At 61.4% G+C, this 19,654-nt stretch carries 15 protein-coding genes; 10 read left to right on the top strand and 5 right to left on the bottom strand.

Annotated elements, in window-relative coordinates:
- Positions 1 to 124: 124 nt before the first annotated feature.
- The gene (locus A0257_03785; protein ID AMR26302.1) at positions 125 to 1,933 is read right to left on the bottom strand and encodes a hypothetical protein; all 1,809 of its coding nucleotides are present in this window, start codon (positions 1,931 to 1,933) and stop codon (positions 125 to 127) included.
- Positions 1,934 to 2,083: 150 nt separating this feature from the next.
- Between A0257_03785 and A0257_03780 the strand changes: the two genes are divergently transcribed.
- From A0257_03780 to A0257_03755, 6 genes are all read left to right on the top strand, one after another.
- Positions 2,084 to 3,055 (top strand): hypothetical protein, encoded by a 972-nt coding sequence (locus A0257_03780; GenBank protein ID AMR26301.1) that lies wholly within the window; start codon positions 2,084 to 2,086, stop codon positions 3,053 to 3,055.
- A gap of 65 nt (positions 3,056 to 3,120) precedes the next feature.
- Positions 3,121 to 3,549, top strand: coding sequence for a transposase (locus tag A0257_03775; protein AMR26300.1), 429 nt, complete (start codon positions 3,121 to 3,123; stop codon positions 3,547 to 3,549).
- 400 nt (positions 3,550 to 3,949) lie between these two features.
- Positions 3,950 to 4,699, top strand: coding sequence for a hypothetical protein (locus tag A0257_03770; GenBank protein AMR26299.1), 750 nt, complete (start codon positions 3,950 to 3,952; stop codon positions 4,697 to 4,699).
- Positions 4,700 to 4,802: 103 nt separating this feature from the next.
- A complete protein-coding gene (locus A0257_03765) occupies positions 4,803 to 5,729 on the top strand; it encodes a metallophosphatase (protein AMR26298.1) in 927 nt (308 codons plus the stop codon).
- Between the two features lie 154 nt (positions 5,730 to 5,883).
- A complete protein-coding gene (locus A0257_03760; GenBank protein AMR26297.1) occupies positions 5,884 to 7,419 on the top strand; it encodes a chromosomal replication initiation protein DnaA in 1,536 nt (511 codons plus the stop codon).
- Positions 7,420 to 7,457: 38 nt separating this feature from the next.
- Entirely contained in the window at positions 7,458 to 7,934 is a 477-nt protein-coding gene (locus tag A0257_03755; GenBank protein ID AMR26296.1) for a hypothetical protein, read from the top strand.
- On the opposite strand, the gene A0257_03750 is transcribed toward A0257_03755, so the two are convergent.
- Entirely contained in the window at positions 7,931 to 9,166 is a 1,236-nt protein-coding gene (locus A0257_03750; GenBank protein AMR26295.1) for a phosphohydrolase, read from the bottom strand. The genes A0257_03755 and A0257_03750 overlap by 4 nt on opposite strands.
- A gap of 223 nt (positions 9,167 to 9,389) precedes the next feature.
- Here A0257_03750 and A0257_03745 point away from each other — a divergent pair, with 223 nt between their 5' ends.
- Together A0257_03745 and A0257_03740 are read left to right on the top strand one after the other, a co-directional pair.
- Entirely contained in the window at positions 9,390 to 10,958 is a 1,569-nt protein-coding gene (locus A0257_03745) for a two-component system response regulator (protein ID AMR26294.1), read from the top strand.
- A 273-nt stretch (positions 10,959 to 11,231) separates the two neighbouring features.
- Positions 11,232 to 12,470 (top strand): hypothetical protein, encoded by a 1,239-nt coding sequence (locus A0257_03740; GenBank protein ID AMR26293.1) that lies wholly within the window; start codon positions 11,232 to 11,234, stop codon positions 12,468 to 12,470.
- Between the two features lie 48 nt (positions 12,471 to 12,518).
- On the opposite strand, the gene A0257_03735 is transcribed toward A0257_03740, so the two are convergent.
- From A0257_03735 to A0257_03725, 3 genes are all read right to left on the bottom strand, one after another.
- On the bottom strand, positions 12,519 to 14,582 hold the full coding sequence (locus tag A0257_03735; protein AMR26292.1) for a hypothetical protein: 2,064 nt from the start codon (positions 14,580 to 14,582) through the stop codon (positions 12,519 to 12,521).
- 175 nt (positions 14,583 to 14,757) lie between these two features.
- Positions 14,758 to 15,861, bottom strand: coding sequence for a hypothetical protein (locus A0257_03730; protein ID AMR26291.1), 1,104 nt, complete (start codon positions 15,859 to 15,861; stop codon positions 14,758 to 14,760).
- A gap of 207 nt (positions 15,862 to 16,068) precedes the next feature.
- Positions 16,069 to 17,334, bottom strand: coding sequence for an asparagine synthetase B (locus A0257_03725; GenBank protein AMR26290.1), 1,266 nt, complete (start codon positions 17,332 to 17,334; stop codon positions 16,069 to 16,071).
- Between the two features lie 158 nt (positions 17,335 to 17,492).
- On the opposite strand from A0257_03725, the gene A0257_03720 reads away from it, so the two are divergent.
- Both A0257_03720 and A0257_03715 read left to right on the top strand, forming a co-directional pair.
- Positions 17,493 to 18,740 (top strand): ABC transporter, encoded by a 1,248-nt coding sequence (locus A0257_03720; protein AMR26289.1) that lies wholly within the window; start codon positions 17,493 to 17,495, stop codon positions 18,738 to 18,740.
- A gap of 119 nt (positions 18,741 to 18,859) precedes the next feature.
- On the top strand, positions 18,860 to 19,576 hold the full coding sequence (locus A0257_03715) for a hypothetical protein (protein AMR26288.1): 717 nt from the start codon (positions 18,860 to 18,862) through the stop codon (positions 19,574 to 19,576).
- Positions 19,577 to 19,654 lie beyond the last annotated feature (78 nt).

Below are 19,654 nucleotides of genomic sequence, written 5' to 3'. Positions count from 1 at the left end.
CGTCTGTCATGCTGAGCTTGTCGAAGCATCTCTACCACGCCGATTAATTTAGTAATCAATCGGCGTGGTAGAGATGCTTCGACAAGCTCAGCATGACGTTCTTTTTGCTTTCTATCTATACGCGCTACCGCCCCTGCAACCGTGCCAAAACCTCTTCCGTGTGATGCCCTTCCACCACGAATTCCTTGAACCCAAACACCCGCACGGCCTCCAACAGCGTGGCTAAATCGGACGTAATGAGCGAGGGAATGTCGAAGACGTGGCCGGCCGGCACTTGCTGCACCACCCGCGCCAGGTGGTCGAACTGCTCGGGCCGGGCGTACATGAGCGTGGCCTCGTCGGGCTTGGAAAACAGCACCGAGTAAGAGTCGGGCGCGATTGCCTCGGCGGCAGGGGGTAGGGCGGCCGTCGGGCCGGGGTGCAGGAGCTGGCGGAACGCCTCGGCGATTTCCTCGTTCACGCGGGCGTTGCCCAGCAGCACGAGAGTCGCCTGCTTGTCCTGGTTGGCGCGGCGCTCGAAGTGCAGGGCCGTTGCCAGGCGCAGCACCTCGCTGGGGTAGGTGGCGCGGGTAGTGTCAAACTCGCGCGAGCGCAGCAATTGCTTGGGCTGGAAGTCGAATTTCTCCTGTAAGTTCTGGAAGCGGTTGGTGCCCACTACCACATCCTGCCCGGTGGCAACGCGCTTAAACTTATCGAGCCCGGCCTGGCTCACGGCTTCCAGGGCGCGGCCGCGGGCCGCCGCCATGCCGCCCTGGGCCTCCAGCGCCTGAAACTCAGCCCAGGCGGCGCGGGCCAGCTCATCGGTCAGGGTTTCAATAAAATAGGAGCCCGCCGCCGGGTCGGCCACCCAGTCGAGGTGGGCCTCGTCTTGCAAAATCACGGGTAGGTTGCGGGCCAGGCGGGCGCTAAACTCGTTGGGTGCCTGGTAAAGACAATCAAACGGCGCGACCTGAATGGAATCGGCCCCGCCCAGCATCGCGCTCATGGCCTCGGTGGTGTGGCGCAGCAGGTTGGTGTGCGGGTCGAGGGTCGTCTGCGTCCAGGTCGAAGTGGCGGCGTGAATGGGCAGCGTGGCCGCGCCTTGGGGGGGTAGGCCAAAGCCATGAAGCAGCGTGGCCCACAGCCGGCGGGCGGCCCGCAGCCGGGCCAGTTCGGGAAAGTAGCTGGGCCCCACGGCCAAGTCGAGGTGCAGCGCCCGCGCCACGTCGGCCAGGCTGAGGCCGCTGGCCTCGTCGGGCAGCTCGGCCAGCAGGGCGGCGGCCGTGCTCAGGCTAAAGGCCAGCTGCTGCGTCAGCGTGCCGCCCCGGTTGCCGAAGTACATGCCATTGACGGCCAGCGCCGAAAACTCGGGCCAGTCGCGGGCCAGCGCCAGGCAGCGCCGCAGCATCGCCCGAAACGGCAGCATTTCGCCCCCCTCGGGCACGGCAGGCGGCACAAAGCGCAGGAAGCCCCGCAGCGGCTGGCCGCCGCTGGCCGCCGCCAGCCGCTCCAGCAGCGCTTCGGGCTGCTGCGGCACCGAGTAGCCCAGCCAGGTAGTGGCCAGGGGTAGGCGGGCGGCCAGCTCGGCCACGGCAAAGGTGGCGGGGTCACCCTGCAGGTTGAAGTGCAGACCCTCGGCCCCGCGCGCCAGCGCGTCGGCACCCTGCTCAATTTGCAGGCGGCCGTCGGTGCCGGCCGGCACGGCCAGCGCCACCACGTTGCGGCAGGGCACGGGGCGGGGGGGTAGGGGCGCGGGCGGCCCGCCGAGGGCCGTCAGGGCTTCGCGGTGGTAGAAGGGCTCGGCCACCAGGCCATCGGGCATGGTCCAGCGCAGGCTGGCGGGGTCGGCACCTTTCAGCTCGCGGGCCAGCTGGGCCTGCCACTGCGCCGTGCTCACGGGCGAAAACTCGGGAAACGAAACCGGCGGGGTAACGGGTGGGGAAGGGTCAGTCATAAGGGTCAACGGCTAGCGCCGCACTAGGCCTAGCCAGCCCGCTGCGGCCTGCAAGATACCGTGCCTGCCGCATACGCTGCCTGGCTAAAAAGGTAGGGGTAGGGCTATATCTTTGCCCGAATAAAATACCTCTTCTCCTTTTTTCTGCCCATGCAAAAAACGTACTTTACCCAGGTTCTTATTGGCATTGCCCTGACCCTGAGCGGGTCCTTGGTGGCCCGCGCCCAAGCCACTTTCCGGCCCGGCTACGTGGTGCCGCTGGCCGGCGATACCCTGCGCGGCGAGGTGCAGGAGCTCAGCGAGCTGCGCAACTCGCTCGCCTGCCGCTTCCGGCCCGGCCCGGCCGCTACCCCCACCGACTACGCGCCCACCGCGGCGCGGGCCTACGGCTTCACCGGCAGCGCCCGGTATGAGGCGCGGCTCGTGCCGCCCGCCGATTCGGCCCGCCCTACCCCCACGCTGCTCTTCGTAGAAGTGCTGGTGAGCGGCGCCGCCCAGCTCTACACGTGCCGCGACCACGGTCACACGCGCTACTTCGTGGCCGTTGGGCCGGCCGGTGCCCGGTTGCGCGAGCTGGCCGAGCGCCGGGTCAAGACGTTCAGCAACGGCTTTGAGGCCTACGAAACCCGTTCGCTCTACCGCGATACGCTGGCGGCCGCCCTGCGCGCCTGCCCCGCGGTGCAGCTATCGCTGCCCCGGTTGCCCTTTCAGCAGGCAGCCCTGGGCCGGGTTATCACGCGCTATAATGAGTGCGTGGGTGGTCCGGCCGCTGTTTCTACCCGGCTTGCCCCGCGCGCGCGCGGGCCCGTGCTCAGCCTGCTCGGCGGCTACCAGTACGGGAGTTTATCGTTCGGAAGTGGCTCACTGATAACTTCTTTTAATCATCAGGGGCCAGTAGGAGGCCTGGCGTTGGGCCTGGCCTTGCCTCACACGCGGCAAACCGTTAGCGTGCGCCTGGAAGCATTGTATAGCGCCGAGCAGTATAAGCAGACCCAGTTCAACCAAAGCTATCTGAGCCTGCCCGTGCAATTGCGCTACACGCTACTGCGGAACCGGGTAATTCGCCCATTTGCCGAAGCCGGCGTTGTGTATTCGTATTTACTTTTCAGGTACGCTAGTTAAAGCTATGCCCTTTAGGGCAAGACTTTAGTTGCTACTCCCTTTTGGCAGTTGGGTAGCTTTGCGGCATGAAGCAGCGCACAGGTAGTCACTCGGTTCATAAGCTAGATGTGCATTTGGTCTGGAGCACGAAGTACCGCTACAAAGTCTTGGTGGGGGAGGTGCAACTGCGTTGTCGGGACTTGTTGCGGCAAACCTGTAATACGTTGGATGTGCAGATTCTCAAAGGGGTGGTGAGCAAAGACCATATTCATCTACATGTGTCGTATCCGCCTTTCTTGAGTGTGAGTGACCTCATGCGCCGGCTAAAAGGACGAAGCGCCAAGCTCCTGTTGCAGGAATTTCCCGAACTCAAGCGTCGGTATTGGGGCGGGCATTTTTGGGGTATTGGCTACGGAGCGTGGAGCGTAGGAAATATCACGGATGACATCTTGGAGGCGTATTTAAACCATCACAAAGACCAGCCCAACGGGGACGAGAATTTCATTCTGGAATAACCTACTTTAGTAGCTGGCTTTCAGTCGGCTTTAGCCGAAACCGCCGAATTTCATTCGCCCTTAAACCTATGGACTTACAGTCCATAGTCTTTTAGTGCACGCGCAGGATACCAACCCCGTCCAAACCGGACAGTTCGGATTTGTGGCGGGGGTAGGCGCGAGTTTTCCTGTGGCCGCGCCGCGCCGGCTAGGCGTAGTAGCGCGCGTGACCACGGCCAAGAGCCTGACTAGTTTTAACATGACAAGTAGCACGAATACGTGCCTGTCAGTGCTGCTAAGCTTCGATTTGACCAAACCATAAGGAGGCGTCTGTTTTGCGGCAGCTATGCAACCCACGGTGCCTGACGCGTAACTTTGGCTATCCTGGGCTGCCAATTGGCCTGGGATAGCTTTTTTGCTTATGCGCTCATTTCGCCCGGTAGCTGCTGGCTTTATGCTGCTTACTCTTGCCACGGCCTGCCAGCGCGCCCCCCTGCAAGCCACGGCCCACCTGGCCCCCAGCACCAGCCAGCCCGTGGGCCGCACCATCGCCCCCGATGCCGGCGCGGCCGACTACATCAAGCCCTACCACGAGCAGGTCGAGCGCCAGATGCAACAGGTAATCGGCACGGCCCCGGTGGCGCTGGGCAAAAGCCCCGGCGAAAACCCCATCGTCAACTTCGTGGCCGACCTGCAGCGCACCGCCGCCAGCCAGTACTTCAAGGGCCAGCCCATCGACCTGGGCGTGATGACCAACGGCGGCATGCGCAACGCGCTGCCCGCTGGTACTATCACTATGGGCAACGTGTTCGAGCTTATGCCTTTTGAGAATGAGCTGATTGTGCTCGATGCGCCCGGCCCGGTGGTGCAGCAGCTGTTCGACTACGCCGCGCCCATCCGCATGGCCATTTCGGGTGCCACCTACACGGTGGGCCCCGACAAAAAGCCCCAGGCCATCCTTATCGGCGGCCAGCCCCTCGACCCGGCCCGCACCTACAGCATCGCCATTTCGGACTACCTGGGCGGCGGCGGCGACCACATGGATTTCCTCAAGGCCGCTAAGCTGCGCCACACCGGCCTGCTGCTGCGCACCGTCATCATCGACCACATCAAGGCCCTCACCGCCGCCGGCCAGCCCGTCACGGCCCAGGTGGAGGGTAGGGTGCGGTAAATCGCTTATCAGGAAACAATTATCAGTGAGCAGTGAACAGTCATTGATAAATTATTTGTCTATCTACCTGTCCACTACTCACTAGTAATTACTCACTGATAGTATGCAGCGCCGCGACTTTCTTCAGAAATCCTTGGTTGGCACGGCTGGCCTCAGCCTGCTGGGCTCCAGCCTCGTAGCCAACGCCGCCGGCAGCTCGTCGCGGCTGGTTATTCTGCACACCAACGATATGCACTCGCGTATCGAGCCGTTCCCCGACAACGCCCCGCAGTGGGCCGGGCTGGGCGGCATGGCCCGGCGCGAGGCCCTCATTGAGAGCGTGCGTAAGCAAGAGCCCAACGTGCTGCTGCTCGACTCGGGCGATATCTGGCAGGGCACGCCGTACTTCAACTTCTTCCAGGGCGAGCTGGAGTACAAGCTGATGTCGCGCATGAAGTACGACGCCAGCACCTTCGGCAACCACGACTTCGACAACGGCCTCGAAGGCCTGCAAAAGCAGCTGCCCAACGCCGGCTTCCCCTTTCTCATCGCCAACTACGACTTCGGCGGCACGCCGCTGGCCGGCCGCTTCGCGCCCTACAAGGTGTTTGAGAAGGGCGGCGCGCGCATCGGCGTTTTCGGCCTGGGCATTGAATTGAAAGGCCTGGTGGCCGACAAAAACTTCGGCACTACCCAGTACTTCGACCCCGTAACTGTGGCTAAGGCCCAGGTGCAGCGCCTGCGCCAGGGCGAGCGCTGCGACATGGTTATCTGCCTCTCGCACCTCGGCTACAAGTACGAAGGTGAAAAAATTGACGACCGCAAACTGGCCGCTCAGGTCGGGGGCATCGACCTAATTTTGGGCGGCCACACCCACACGTTTATGCCCGCCCCCGAGCCCATAACCGGCCCCAATGGCCACGTAACGCTGATTAACCAAGTTGGCTGGTCGGGCATCAACCTCGGCCGTATTGACTACGACCTGCGCCGCGGTGCCCAGCCCGTGCGGGCTACCGGGGCCCTGGTGCTACCCGTGGGTGCTACCTGCTAGCGGCCCGATAAAAGCAAGCATTTGGCGGCTTTTTTGTCTGCTGGTTTTTGCGCAAATTTGTCCCCCCCGAGTCGGGCCGGCTTTTTCTCCGGCCCGATTTGGAGGGGGTTTTTTCGCCGCCGGCCGCTCACCCGCTTCTCTTTTCTTTCACCTCATGTCGCAGGATTTCCGCACTGTTTGGGCTAATTGCCTGCGTGTTATCCGCGCCGAGGTGGGCGAGCAGAGCTTCCGCACCTGGTTTGAGCCCGTGGTGCCAATCGAGCTACAAGGCAAGGTGCTCACCATTCAGGTACCCAGCGTTTACTTCTACGAATTTCTCGAAGAGCACTACGTAGAAGAGCTCAAACGCGCTATCTACCAGGAGCTTGGCCCCGAAGGTCGCCTCGAATACAGCGTAGTCGTGGACCAGGGCAACGCCCAGGCTTCGGCCAAAACCATGCACCTGCCGCCCGCCCGCAAAACGGCGCCCAGCCTGGCCGTGCCCCCCGAAGGCCGCCCGCACCCCAACTACGGCACGGCGCCCGGCGGCATTCAGCCCAACCGGCCGGTGGCCCAGGCGCGCCACCTGGTGCCGGGCGGCAACACTGCTACCGCCGCCCAGGTGGCCGCCAACACGCTGCGCAACCCCTTCGAGGCCGTCAAAACGATGGACCGCAACATCGTGCCCTCGCAACTCAACACCACCTACACGTTTGATAATTACGTAGAGGGCGACTGCAACCGCCTGGCGCGCTCGGCCGGCCTGGCCGTGGCCAACAAGCCCGGCACCACCGCCTTCAACCCCCTGATGGTGTACGGGGGGGTAGGGCTGGGCAAAACGCACCTCGTGCAAGCCATCGGCAACCACATCAAGGCCACGAACACCGAGAAATTCGTGCTCTACGTGTCGGCCGAGAAGTTCACCAACCAGTTTATCGAGAGCCTGCAACGCAACGCCGTGCAGGACTTCGCCAATTTCTACCTGCTCGTGGACGTGCTCATCCTCGACGACGTGCAGTTTCTGGCCAACAAGGGCAAGACGCAGGAGATGTTCTTCCACATCTTCAACCACTTGCACCAGGGCGGCCGGCAAATTGTGATGACCTCCGACCGCCCCCCGCGCGAGCTAAGCGGCCTCGAAGACCGCCTGCTCTCGCGCTTCAAGTGGGGCCTCACGGCCGACGTGCAAAGCCCTGATTTTGAGACGCGTATCGCCATCATTCAGAACAAGGCCCAGCAAGACGGCATGGAAATCGCGCCGCAGGTGGTGGAATACCTAGCCCACTCTGTGCCCACCAACGTGCGCGAGCTCGAAGGCGTGCTCACTACCCTGCTGGCTCAGAGCGTATTAACCCGCCGCGACATCGACCTCGAAATGGCCAAAGGTGCCCTGCGCCACATCATCGAGGAGGTCGAAGCCGAAGTCAACGTGGACTTCATTCAGAAAACGGTGGCCGACTATTTCAGCGTGCCAGTGGCTTTGCTGAAGGAGAAAACCCGTAAGAAAGAGATAGTTACGGCCCGGCAGGTGGCCATGTATTTCACCAAGGAGCACACCAACCACTCGCTCAAAACCATCGGCTACCACTTCGGGGGTAGGGACCACGCCACCGTCATCCACTCGGTGCAAACGGTATCCGATTTGATTGATTCGGACCGGAAGTTCAAGGAACAGATTGGCGAGCTACGCAAGAAATTCGTGCAGAAGTAGGCAGCCCCCGCGTTATATTTAGCAAAAGCCCCGCCCCTATGGAAACGCTGGAAATTGTCAAATCCGATTACGAGCTGGAACGCGGAAAGCCTATGCCCACTCTCAATCATGCTTTCCTTCAACAAGGCATTCTATTACGAATTGCCTTTAATTACCAAGGAAAGTTCTTCGCACTACCAGAGTTGAATTTGTTGATAGGCGGCGAAAAACTTGTGCCCGACCTAGCGTTGTATGCGGGAACTCCCAGGTTTCTGGAACATGATGAGCAGTTTGCCACCCAACTGCCGCTTACCGCCGTTGAAATTATCTCGCCATCACAGAGTATTGTTGAGTTGACGGCCAAAGCGGAGCGTTACTTGCAAGCTGGTATCAAATCGTGTTGGATAGTACTACCTGAGTTTAAAAGTATTGTGCTTTCTACTCAAGTGGGTGATTATCAGTCATTCGACCGTCACAAAACATTAGTAGACCCCGCCACCGGCATCGAGTTGGAACTAGCGCCACTATTCAGTTAGTCCCGCAAAATCTCCTTGGGGTAGCAGATATAGTACTTCTGCACTTTCTGGCTCAGCGCCCGAATATTGGGTAAATCCGACGCCTCCACCACGTTCACGACCTTGCCGAGCTTGGTGAGAATGTTAATCGTCTCATTACTAGCCGGGTCGTAGGCGGTGTTGCTGAGGCGGCCGGTTATCATCAGCTGCCGCGCATCGGCGGGCGTGAGGTCGAAGCGCTCGGCAATCAGCTCCACGATGCCTAGCTGGAACTCTTCGTCGTAGGGCTCGGGCGCGATGATAATTTTGAACAGCTGGCGGTTTATCAGGCTCTTGGCCAGGAAGCTCAAAACCTTATCGGGGTGGCCTTTCCAGCTTTTGATGGCCGACCAGATATCGGTATCATCCAGCTCCACGAAGTGGTTGAGAATGTCGGTATCCGTTTCGAATTCGGCCAGCGTCACGGCGTGGCCCAGGAAAAAGGTGAGGCAGCTGCTACCCGGCACCGCCACGCCGGCGCGGGCCAGGTCGCGGGCGCGCTGCATGGTGCGAATCACCATTTGCTCGGCGCTCGTAACGGTCTTGTGCAGATACACTTGCCAGTACATCAGCCGCCGGCTCACCAGGAAATTCTCGACCGAGTACACGGCTTTTTCTTCCAGCACCAGACGCTCGTCCACCACTTGCAGCATCTTGATGAGGCGGTCGGCACCCGGCCTACCCTCCTGCACGCCGGTGTAGAACGAGTCGCGGTTGAGGTAGTCGAGCCGGTCCATATCCAATTGGGAGCTAACCAGTTGGTGAAAAAAATCGCGCCCGTAGCTGCCCTGAAACATCTCGATGGCCAGGCTCAGCTTGCCGTCAAACTCCTCGTTGAGTCGCTGCATCAGATACAGCGACAGCTGCTCGTGGGGCACATCCTGGAAAATGCTGGTTTCCAGCGCGTGCGAGAGCGGGCCGTGGCCGATGTCGTGCAGCAGAATGGCAATCTGGGCCGCCTCGCCCTCGGCCGCCGAAATCCCTACCCCCTTGTCTTTGAGCGTGCGCAGGGCCAGCTGCATGAGGTGCATGGCCCCCAGCGCGTGGTGAAAGCGCGTGTGCAACGCCCCTGGATACACGAAGTTAGTGAGCCCCAGCTGCTGAATGCGCCGCAGCCGCTGGAAGTACGGGTGCTCGATGAGGTCGAACAGCAGCTCGGTCGGCACGGTCACGAACCCGTACACCGGGTCGTTGAAAATCTTCTTTTTATTCATCGCAGGCGGGCGCGGCCAAGCGGGGGGGGTAGGGGGTCATTGGCCGGGGTTTGGGGCCGGTTGGCCGACTAAGCTCCGCATTCAGGAACCCAAACCCCGGTTTTCCGGTAAAGCTACGGACGGCCTGCCTACCCCCCAGATACTAGCCTGGCCTGCCCGGCCGTTAAAGCCGTTACCGCTTACCATTTTTCTCTTCGCGCGCCCCTTTGGCGCGCCCCTGCTTATGCAACGCTACTCCATTCTTTGGGCCGACGACGAAATTGACCTGCTCAAGCCGCACATCCTCTTTCTCAAGGATAAAGGCTATGATGTGACGCCCGTCAACTCCGGGGCCGATGCTCTCGAAGAGGTGCAGGAACATACTTATGACCTGGTTTTTCTCGATGAAAACATGCCCGGCCTCACCGGCCTCGAAACTCTCACCGAAATCAAGATAGTGCGCCCCACGGTGCCCGTCGTGATGATTACCAAAAGTGAGGAAGAGCACATTATGGAGGGTGCCATCGGCGCGAAAATCGCCGACTATCTCATCAAGCCCGTCAACCCGAACCAGATTCTGCTGTCGGTGAAGAAAGTGCTGGATAACAAGCGCTTGGTGACCGAGGCCACCAACTCGGGCTACCAGCGCGATTTCCGCCAGTTGGGGATGCAACTCTCCGACCGCCTCTCGCCTTCGGAGTGGGTGGATGTGTATAAGAAGCTGGTGTACTGGGAGTTGGAAATCAACGAAACCGAGGGCAAGAGCATGGCCGAGGTTTTCAACATGCAGAAGGACGAGGCGAATACCTACTTCGGCCGCTTCATCATGGAGAACTACGAAGACTGGGTGAACGGCCGCGACAAGGACGCGCCGATGATGTCGCACCAGCTCTTCAAGGACAAAGTATTCCCGCTGATGAAACAAACCGGCGACACGCCGGTGTATTTCGTGCTCATCGACAACCTGCGCTACGACCAGTGGAAGGTGCTCGAACCCATTATTGCCGAGCTGTTTACCGTCGATTCGGAGGAGTTATACTACAGCATTTTGCCTACCACTACGGCCTACGCCCGTAACGCCATCTTCGCGGGTATGATGCCCGGCGAAATTCAGAAAAAATATCCTAACCTGTGGGTGTGGGATGAGGACGAGGAGGGCAAAAACCTGCACGAGGCCGAGTTCCTGGAAATCAATTTCCAGCGTAACAACCAGAAGGCCAAGCATAGCTACCACAAGATAACCAACTTGCAGGCTGGCAAGGACTTGCTGGGCAAGATGGCTAACCTGCACAACAACTACAAGCTCAACGTTATCGTCTATAACTTCGTGGATATGCTCTCGCACGCCCGCACCGATATGGCGATGATACGCGAGCTGGCCGCCGACGAAAGCGCCTACCGCAGCCTCACGCGCTCGTGGTTCTTGCACTCGCCGCTCTACGAGATGCTCCAGACTATTTCGGAGAAGAAAGGCAAGCTCATCATCACCACCGACCACGGCACCATTCGGGTGAAGCGCCCCTACAAAATCGTGGGCGACCGCAACACCAACACCAACCTGCGCTACAAGCACGGCCGCAACCTGGGCTTCGACGAGAGCCGCGACATCTTTGTGGTGCGCAAGCCGGAAAGCATTTTCCTGCCCCGCGAAAATGTGAGCACGGCCTACGTCTTCACGCTCGGCGATTATTTCTTCGCCTACCCCAATAACTACAACTACTACGTGAACTACTACAAGGACACGTTCCAGCACGGCGGCGTATCGCTGGAGGAATGCATTATTCCGTATATTACCCTGACGGCCAAGGGGTAGTACGCGAAGCTGCATAAATAGTACTTACGCAAAAGACGTCTGTCATGGCGAGCATGTTGCGCATTAAGCAAGGTCGCGGCAATCGCCCCAGAACGACTGGCGCGGGTGTCGTTCTGGCGCGGGTGTCGTTCTGGGGCGATTGCTTCGCTTTGCTCGCAATGACAGACGATTTGCGTAAGTCCTAATAAAGTAAAAAGAGGTTACGCAAAGCGAAAGGGCACCTATTGCTCCTACCTTGCGTAACCTCTTTTTACGTTGCATAACCTCGCGCTAATGACCACGCACTACTACCCAAGTGACCTGGCCGGTGCCCTGCAGCTGCGTTGGCCGGCCGGGGCCACGCCGCTGCCGACGCCGGAGGTGCTCACGCGGTTCGTCTCGGTGCTTTACCAGGCCAGCCTGCTTTTTGAGGAGGGCCGGGCCGTAGAGTGCCACGCCGTGCTGGCCGGGCAGGCTCAGCTAGAGGCGCAGCCGGTGGCCCTAACGGATTTTCACCTGGTGCGCTTTGACGAGGTGCGGGCCTGGAACGAGCAGGAAGTGCGCCGGCTTAGCCCCGCCGTGCAGCACAGCGGTAGCCTGCTGGCGGTAGAGGCCGCGGCCGACGGGGAGCTTCGGCTGTGGGGCATGCTTTTTAGTGGGCACGAATGGGACCGGGTGCCCGACAGCTCGCGCCAGGAGCTGGCCGCCGCCCCGTCGGCGCTGCTGGTGCAGGTGAGTGGGCCGGGCAGCCTCGTGTTTTATTACGGCGGCCAGCGCCTGCTCACTTTGCAGCGCGGGCGCATCGACGGGCACGGCTTTTTGCAGTTTCCGATGGCTTGGGGCGAGGGGCGGTTTTTCGAGAACCAGCAGCTGGCGGGGCCGGCGGCGGCCGGGCTCGAATGGACGTTCACCCAGGAAGAATGCATTATGCGGTTTGTGCTGCACATGCAGCGCCGGGCCCTCACGCGCTCGCGGGCCAGCGGCCACGGGGTGCTGGTGGTGCTGGTGCCCACGCATCGGGCGGACGCGCTGACCGCGCCGGGCGGCGTGCTGCGGCCCAAATACCGGCTGCTATCTACCGGACCCGGCCCCCGCTTTCGCACGCTGATACAAGCCTGCGTGCGGCGCTTGCTGGAGCTGGGCGAGCTGAGCTGGGCGCACTTTCAATGCTCACGCGACCCGGAGCTGCTGGCCCTGGCGACCGAAATAGACCGTTTTGCCGACTGCATCGCCGACATGGGTGCCGTCGATGGGGCCCTGATGTTTACCCAGCAGATTGACCTGGTGGGCTTTGGGGTGGAAATTCAGGCCACGCAGGTACCCCTCAGCCAGGTATATCGCGCCCTGGATATGGAGGGCCAGACCCTGCAACCCGTGCCGGCCGACCACGGCGGCACCCGGCACCGGGCCGCCTACCGCCTGTGCCTGGCCGCGCCCGAGTGCCTGGCCATCCTGGTGTCGCAGGATGGCAACGTGCAGTTCGTGCACAACCAGGATGGCAAAGTGGTCTTCTGGGACCAGCTGTCGTTTTGAGTGCTTAATCCATCAGGTAGCGTACGTCAGTGCTAGCTAAAATACTGCCTACTTGCCCGTTACTTTAAATTCGGTGCGGCGGTTGAGCTGGCGGCCGGCGGGGGTAGTGTTGGCTGTGACGGGCTTGGTGTCGCCGTAGCCGGCAGCGGTGAGGCGGTCGGCGGCGATGCCGTGGGCGGTGAGGTAGCTCACCACGGCTTGGGCGCGGCGCTGGCTCAGGTCCTGGTTGGCGGCGGGCTTGCCCACGTTGTCGGTGTGGCCGGCCATTTCTAGCCGAATGGCGGGCTGGTCGGCCAGCAGGGCTTGCAGGCGCTCCAGCTCGGCGGTGCTTTCGGGGCGCAGAATGGCTTTGCCGGTGTCGAAGAAGATGTTATTCAACACGATGACTACCCCCACTTCCAGCTTCTTCAGCGGAATATCCTTCACTACCTCGGCGTAGGCGGCCCCGGCGGGCAGGTCGAAGTTTTCGGAGTGAAACAGGTAGCCATCCTGCCGCACCACAATGCCGTAGTTGGTGCCGGAGGGCAGGCTCACCAAGTATTTGCCCGATGTGGCATTACTATGAAACGACGCAATAGTCTGGCTGGTAGTGTTATCCACCAGCTCGATAGTAGCCGATAACGGCTGCTTAGTTAACGCGTCCGTCACGGTGCCTTTCAGAATAGTGACCTGGGCCGTGGCCACCGCCACCGGCGGGGCCAGCGGCGGCTGCGCCAGCGGGGCCAGCCGCGAGGCCAGTAGTGGGCTTTCCTCGCTGAGCACGGGCGGCTTTTCGGGACCTAAAAACGTGATGCGGTAAATATCCTTACCCCCCAGGCCGCCGGGCCGGTCGGAGGAATAATAGCCGTGCCGCCCCGAGGCCGACGTCACGAAAAATACGTCGTCGTCGGGCGTGTTGATGGGCCAGCCCAGGTTTTCGGGCTCGCTCCACTTGCCCTCGCGCAGCGTTGATTTGAAGATGTCGTAGCCGCCCATCGAATTGTGGCCTTCCGACGAAAAGTAGAGCGTTTTGCCGTCCGGCATCAAAAAAACGGCCTCCTCGCCGTAGGGCGTGTTGATGACCGGGCCCAGGTTTTCGGGCAGGCCCTTGCCGGCCAGGTCCACTTTGTAGATGTCGCGGCCGCCGCGGCTGCCCTCGGGCTTGTCGCTCACGAAGTAGAGGTAGCGCCCATCGGGCGAGTACGCGGCCGACGACTCGTGGTACTTCGAGTTGATGCGGCCGGGCAGGCGCTGGGTCTTGGTCCAGGTGGTGCCCTGTAGCTCGGTTTCGCGCAGGTCGCCGCCGTTTTCGTCCGCGTACACCAGCAGGCGCTGGCCGTCGGGGGCGAGGCCCACGGTGGCGTCGTGGCCGGCAGTGTTCACGGGCGCGCCCAGGTTGGTGGCGGGCTGCCAGTCCTGGCCCCGCGCGGTGGTCTGGTAAATATCCTCAAAATAGCCATCGCTGGCGGGGTCTTTGGGCGCGTTGGGGCCGTTGGGGCGGCGCGAGGTAAAGAGCAGCAGCGCCTCATCGGCCGACACCACGGGGCCGTAGTCGGAGTAAGCTGAGTTCACGGCCGGCCCCGCGTTGTCGATAAACACGCGCACCGGGTTCTTCGCCAGCTCCTGGCCATTGTGGCACTCCCGGATGCGGCGGGCCAGGTCCTCGGCCGTCACGGGCTCGCTTTCGCGGGCCTGGTCGCGGGCGCTGGTGGGACTGCTGAGCTGATATTCTTTGCTGGCTTCGGCCCACTTGGCGCTCAGGTGCAGGGCGCGGGCCAGCAGGTAGTGCAGGCGCGGGTCGCTGGCCGGGTCCAGCGTCTTGGCCTTTTGCAGGTAGGGTAGGGCCAGCGTTTTGGTGCCCGAATGCAGGTAGCAATCGCCGATTTTCACGTTCAGCCCGGCGTTATTAGCGTTGAACTGCTGGGCGGCCAGGTAGTGGGGTAGGGCCGCCCCGTAGTGCGCCGGGTCGGCCTGGTAGGCCTCGTCGCCGGCCTTCAGCTCGCGCAGCGCTTCCCTCAGCCCCTGCTTGTCGGCCCCAAACTCGTCCTTGGAAAAATCGACGCTTTGCGCGCGGGTTTCGGTTGCTAGTAAGCTGATGGTTAGTAAAATACTAGATAAAAATATCCGTTTCATATAAGGTAAATATTTTATAAAATTGTTTTATAAATTCAGACCCAGAAGAACGGTCATGCTGACGAAGGAAGCATCTCTACCGCTTCATCAGAACTGGTCAATGAAGCGGTAGAGATGCTTCCTTCGTCAGCATGACCGTTCTTCTTTCGAGCCGATTCCTGGTCCGGCCTAGCGGCTATTTATCCCCCACTTCTTCGGCAGCCGCGCCCGCGCAGCCGGCGGCGGCGGCGTAGCTATTGCCGGCGCGCAGGCCCAGCGCGGCGGCCTGGCGCCAGTCCTGGCAGGCTTCGTCGGCCTGGCGCAGCATTTCGCGGGCGTGGCCGCGGTTGAGATAAGCCTCGGCGTAGCGGGGTGCCAGGCGCAGGGCCTCGGTGGCGTCGGCGTTGGCCTTGGCGTATTGCTTGAGCTTGAGCTCGGCGGCGGCGCGGTTGTTCCAGGCGTAGGCGTATTTGGGGTCGAGGGCCAAGGCGCGGTCAAAGTCGGCCACCGCCCCGGCGTAGTCCTTGTTCTCGAAGCGCGCGTTGCCCCGGTTGGTGAAAGCCAGCGGGTTATCGGTCCTCTGGGTCAGGTAGGCGTCGTAGTCGCGCAGGGCTTCGGGCAGCTGGTTGGTGTGGCGCTCGGCGGCCGCCCGGTTGAGCAGGGCGGGTAGCAGCGTGGGCTGCAATTCCAGCGCTCGCGAATAATCGGCCACGGCGGCCGGGTAGTTGCCCAGCCGCAGGCTGGTGCTGGCGCGGTCGTGGTAGGCAAAAGCGTAGGCCGGGTCGGCCTTCACGGCCCCGTCAAAATCGTCGTGGGCGGCCTGGTATTCACCCTTTTCGAAGCGCAGCACGCCCCGGTGGTACCAGGCCGGCGCGTAGGCGGCGTTGGCTTGCAGGGCCGCGCCGTAGTCGGCCTCGGCGGCCGGGGTCTGGCCGGCGGCTTCCTGGGCCTGGCCCCGGCCGTAGTAGCTGGCGAAGGCGCCCGGCTCCAGTTTCAGGGCCTGGTCGTAGTCGGCCACGGCGGCCGGGTAGTTCCTGAGGGCCAGCTGAGTAGCGGCGCGATTGGCGTAGGCGGGCGCAAAATCGGCCTTGGTTGTCACGGCCTGGTCGAAGCTGGCCAGCGCCGCCGGGTAGTTTTGGGCCGTGAAAAACGCCAGGCCGGCATTGTACGCCTTCTCGGCTACTTGCCGGCCGGGCAGCGTGCTGGCCCGCACGCTGTCAACCTGAGCCCGCGCCGACGCGGCGCTCAGCACGGCGGCCAGGCCCCAGCCCCAGCCGAGCAGGGTAGTAAAAACTCGCATAACGTAATGGAATAGGGGTAGGACGCGGATAGTACTGCCGCGAAGATAACCATGTAATTTACAAAATTGTACATTTAAAATAATTATGGTATTTTATTGATAATTTTCTGGCTCTTAGATTGGTAAAATGGCAGCCTATTCACAAAAAAACTCCCGCTGACAACGCCAGCGGGAGGGAGGGGGGTAGGGAGCAGTAGCCAGCCGGGTTTAGGTTTTCTGCTTCTTCTTCTTGGCCGCCGGAAATAGTACGTTGTTCAGAATGAGGCGATAACCCGGCGAATTGGGATGCAGCGAGAGGTCGGTCGGCTCTTCGCCCACCAGGTGCTGGTAGTCCTCCGGGTCGTGGCCGCCGTAAAAAGTCCAGGTGCCTTTGCCGAGGGTGCCGTGCATGTAGCGCACCTCCCCATCCTGCTTGGTTTCGCCCATGATAACGACGTCGGGCTTGATGAGACTTTTGCGGAACGCCGTGGTTTGGCCCATGAAGCCGTGAATGGTCCGCTCGTGGTCCTGGGTCAGCATGGTCGGCACCGGGTCGTACTTGGCCGAGAAGGTAAAGAGCTGAAAATAATCGTTTTGCTCGTATAAACCGCGCTCCTGCGGCTGCATGTCGATGTCGGAATATTCGTACTCCAGCGGGTTCGTCTTCAGGTGAAAATTCTGAAAAGCCAGCGTGCGGTTGAAGTTGAGCTTGCTTTGGGCGTTGGGGTCGGCGGGGTCACCGTCGTACATCGGCCCCACCATGTCCACGCCCAGGCCGGCCAGCGCAATGTCGTAGCTATCGGTGGCCGAGCACATGGCAAACATAAACCCGCCGCCCGCGATAAATTCCTGCATCTTCACGACCTCGGCGGCCTTCATCTCGCTCACTTTCTTGAAGTTATTGCGCTTGGCGGCCGCTTCGGCATCGCGCACCTGCTGCTGGTACCAGGGGTAGTAGCGGTAGGCGCTGTAAAACTTGCCATACTCGCCCGTGAAATCTTCGTGGTGCAGGTGCAGCCAGTCGTACTTGGGCAGCACGCCGCTCAGTACTTCATCGTCGTAAATTTTATCGTACGGAATCTCGGCGTAGGTCAGCACCATCGTCACGGCATCGTCCCAGGGCTGCTTGCCCTTGGGCGTGTACACCGCAATTTTGGGGACTTTTTCCAGCTTCATCACGTCCATATTGGCATTGGGGTCGGCTATCTGCTGCAAAATGCTGGTGTACTGCGCCTCCGAGATGGTCTGGAACGTGATGCCGCGCACGTTCAGCTCATTTTCGAGGGCCGGCTGCGATTCGCAGGCAAACGAGCCGCCGCGGTAATTCAGCAGCCAATCAATCTCAATTTGCTTGCTCAACGCCCAGTAGCACAGGCCGTAAGCTTTGAGGCATTCCTTCTGGGTATCATCCATCGGGATGAAAATATGGTTGGCGCGGGCCGCCAGGGTAGGGGCCAGCAGGACCAGCAGCAGGACAAAACGCTTTAAGAACATACTTTTGAGGACTAAGAGCTGCCTACCCAACGGGCCGGCTGCAACCGTAGTTCAAGGTACGGGCCGGCCGCCACATTCGGGACCGGCTGGCCGCCCTACCCCCCTCACGCCGTCCGAATCGGCGAAATCCGCCCCATCCGCGTCAATCCGCGATTTTTATGAGTTACCTGGAAAATATTCGCGAGGCCCTGCGCTCCATCAGTGGCAACTTGCTGCGCACCATTCTCACGGCCCTCATCGTGAGCATTGGGCTGATGGCCCTGGTGGGCATCCTCACGGCCATCGACGCCATGCGCAGCTCGCTCGGCGACACCTTCGCCAGCCTGGGCGCTAATGCCTTCGAAATCAAGGCCAAAGGTTATGGCAACCGCTTCCGGCGGGGCGGCGTGCAGGGCAAGCAGTACCCGGCGCTCAGCTACTTGCAGGCCACTTTATACAAGAAAGAGCTGGCCCGCCGCGAGCCGGCCGCCGTGGTAGGCGTGTCGGCCTCCATCAGCGGCAGTGCCGAAATCAAGGCCAACGGCCAGAAAACCAACCCCAACATGCAGGTGGTGGCCGGTGATGAAAACTACCTGCACATCCAGAGCTACACGCTAACTCAGGGCCGCACTTTTTCGCCCGCTGAGCTCAATACCGGGGCCCACGTGGCCATTATCGGGAGTGAGATGAAAGACAAGCTCTTCCCGCAGCTTAACCCCGTGGGCCAGTATATATATGCGTTGGGCCAGCGCTTCCGGGTGGTGGGCCTGCTCGAAAAAAGCGGCAGCACGATGGGCGGCTCCGGCGCCGACCGCCTGCTGCTGGTGCCCCTCGAAACCGGCAACCAGCTGCCCCGCCAGGGTGCGCTCACCTACGACGTGAAAACGGCCACTGCTAACGCTGCCGGGCTGGGTTTTCTGCAAAGCCAGGCCACCGGCGTGATGCGCGCCGTGCGCCACGACCGCCTGGGCCAGGAAGATTCCTTCGACCTCGAAAGCCCCGACTCGCTCAGCGGCACCCTCGATTCGCTCAGCGGCAAGATGCGCCTGGCGGGCGGCTCCATCGCCTTTTTGGCGCTGCTCGGGGCCAGCATCGCCCTCATGAATATCATGCTGGTGTCGGTGACGGAGCGCACCCGCGAAATCGGGATTCGCAAGGCGCTGGGTGCTACCGCCCGGCAAATAAGGCTGCAATTTTTGCTGGAGGCCATTGTCATTTGCGTGCTGGGCGGCACGTTCGGCATCCTGCTGGGCATTGGGGCCGGCAACGCAGTGGCCGTGCTGGCGGGCAGCAAGTCGTTTCTGGTGCCGTGGCTGTGGGTGGGGGTAGGGCTCACCATTTGTATTACGGTGGGCCTGCTAGCGGGCTCGTACCCAGCCGGCAAGGCGGCAGCCTTGGACCCGATTGACAGTTTGCGCTACGAATAAATCGCGGATTTTCGCTGATTGGGTGGATTTCGCGGATTGATGTAGTGAACGCTGTAAAAGCTCCGGTTGACGTAAGTCAGTCGGAGCTTTTACATTTGTGCAACTTTTCATTTGTGCAAATGCCTACCCCTGCTTCCATTGGCCAACGCTTTACCCAACTTATTCAGCACCTTGGACTGAGTAAAAACGCCTTTGCGCAGTCGCTGGACAAGACGGCTACGGTTATTCAGCACTTGGTTGATGAGCGCAATAAGCCCGGTTACGACCTGCTGTGCAAGGTATTCGAGACTTATCCAAATGTGTCGAAAGACTGGCTACTGATGGGCGAAGGCACCATGCTACTCGATTCCGATGCGCCTGCCCTGCCCGCTCAGGAAGCCCCCGCCGCCCCGTCGGCGTCCGCTTTTGAACCCATCGACCTGGCCGAGCTAGCACGCCCGCCGCGCCGCCATGTTGCTGGCCCCGCTTCACTGTTGCAGCCCGCCGATGTGGCTGCCACGGTGGCTTTGGCAGCTGCGCAAGCCGTCCACGCCCCCGAGCCGGCCGGGGTGTCGGCCACCGCTCCGCCGGTGCCCAGCTTCTCTGCCCCGGTTGCGGCCCTACCCCCCCCGCCGGCCGCCACGCTGCCCGCAGCCCTACCCCCCTCGCTGGCTGCCACGCCGCCCGCGCCGCATGTGGCCCTACCTCCCTCACCCGACCCCGCCTACCTCACGGCCGCGCTGCAAACTCAATACCTCCAGCACCAGCTGGCCCTGGCCGAGCAGCGCAACCAGCACCTGCTGGAGCAGCAGGCCCTGATGCAACAGCTGGTAGCCGTGCTGCAACGGGCCATCTAAATCACGGATTACGCGGATTTTAGCGGATTTCACGGATTTTGTGGACGTAAAAAGGGCCGCCTACCCAAGCGTCCCTTT

The organism is Hymenobacter psoromatis (assembly GCA_001596155.1).
Taxonomy (GTDB): Bacteria; Bacteroidota; Bacteroidia; order Cytophagales; family Hymenobacteraceae; genus Hymenobacter.
Note: the sequence above shows the minus strand (reverse complement) of the source record. Positions and strands in the feature narration are given on the sequence as shown.